Origin of the sequence: Bacillus sp. BPN334, from assembly GCF_008368885.1 — a bacterium.
Taxonomy (GTDB): Bacteria; Bacillota; Bacilli; order Bacillales; family Bacillaceae_G; genus Bacillus_A; species Bacillus_A wiedmannii.
In genome coordinates this window covers 1-758 of the sequence record NZ_QOZW01000046.1, presented here as the reverse complement: position 1 = coordinate 758, position 758 = coordinate 1, and the positions used below count along the sequence as shown (strand labels likewise).

The following is a 758-nucleotide window of genomic DNA, read 5'->3' as shown; positions in this document are numbered from 1 at the left end:
AGTAGTATTAACACTTGTTTCTTCTAGCAAACTACCATTATTTGAAATTAATACTTTACGAGGTCCATCCCCTGTGTAAGAACTTACAACTTGATTTTGTTCTAGCTTCTCAATACATTGCATAGCCTTCATATAGCCAATTTTGAATTTTCTTTGCAGAAGAGATGGCGAGATTTGTTGTGATTCAATAATAAATTCTTTAATATCTTCATACAACTTATTTTCAGCTTCATCATTAACATCTCCCTGCTGATCCATGGCTGCAGGTTCATTAGGTAGGGTTTCATTTTGAGACTTATTTTCCTTATAATCCTCCAATGATACAATGTGTTGTTGCTCTCCATTTGTTTCTATAGAGTTATCTTGTTCCATCACAATCTCTTGCATAGATGACAAAGGTTGTATTTTCTTCATGTTCTCTGCGTCTACATGCTTCATAGGATTTGCTTTTGCAACAGATTCATTAATAAGACGAAGACGTTCATTTTCCCAATATCGTCCTATCTCTTCATCTACCTGTGTAGTAGCTTGAGCAAATTCTTCTTTTGGTACAAAGTTACTCGTAATTTGTTGTACGGGTTGGACATGATTGTCTTGTACAATACGAGCAGCACAAATGAATGCACCTTGTGCCATGATATCTCCTGGCGACATAACAACTTCTTTTGTTTTCTGGTAGGTTGATCCTAATCGACTAACAGGATTTTCTTGCATAGGAGAAATACCTTGTTCGGATTCTGCCTCTTTAAATTCCTCTT

Annotated in this window: 1 protein-coding gene; it reads right to left on the bottom strand. The window is 35.9% G+C overall.

Going from position 1 to position 758, the window contains the following annotated elements:
• Positions 1-758: DNA translocase FtsK (locus tag DN393_RS31115; protein WP_304521061.1), on the bottom strand; the 758-nt coding region annotated here is incomplete at both ends.